The 324-nt window shown below is 53.7% G+C and carries 2 tRNA genes; both read left to right on the top strand.

The features are described from left to right. The first annotated feature begins 8 nt into the window (after window positions 1–8). Window positions 9–85 (top strand) — tRNA-Ile (locus tag INR38_RS28615). A 30-nt stretch (window positions 86–115) separates the two neighbouring features. Beyond that, window positions 116–191: transfer RNA gene (locus INR38_RS28610), tRNA-Ala, on the top strand. Window positions 192–324: the final 133 nt, after the last annotated feature.

Genomic DNA, 324 nt, shown 5'->3' with positions numbered 1-324 from the left:
CGTGGACTGGGTCTGTAGCTCAGCTGGTTAGAGCACCGTCTTGATAAGGCGGGGGTCGTTGGTTCGAGCCCAACTAGACCCACCAAGATTCCAATGTCTGGTTGTCGAGGATCCCGGGGGATTAGCTCAGCTGGGAGAGCACCTGCTTTGCAAGCAGGGGGTCGTCGGTTCGATCCCGTCATCCTCCACCAAGATCGCGCTGGTGGCAGCGGCTTGAAAAAGCGGCTGGAGGAAGCGAAAAGAGCACGAAAAAAGCGTGCTATAATATTTGACTCAACACTAAAGCAGTCTCGTGTGAGACTGCTTTAGTGTTGATAGTTATCC

Source organism: Delftia sp. SD018 (assembly GCF_017355445.1).
In the GTDB taxonomy this organism is placed as follows: Bacteria; Pseudomonadota; Gammaproteobacteria; order Burkholderiales; family Burkholderiaceae_C; genus Comamonas; species Comamonas acidovorans.
This window is presented reverse-complemented; position numbering and strand designations above follow the sequence as displayed.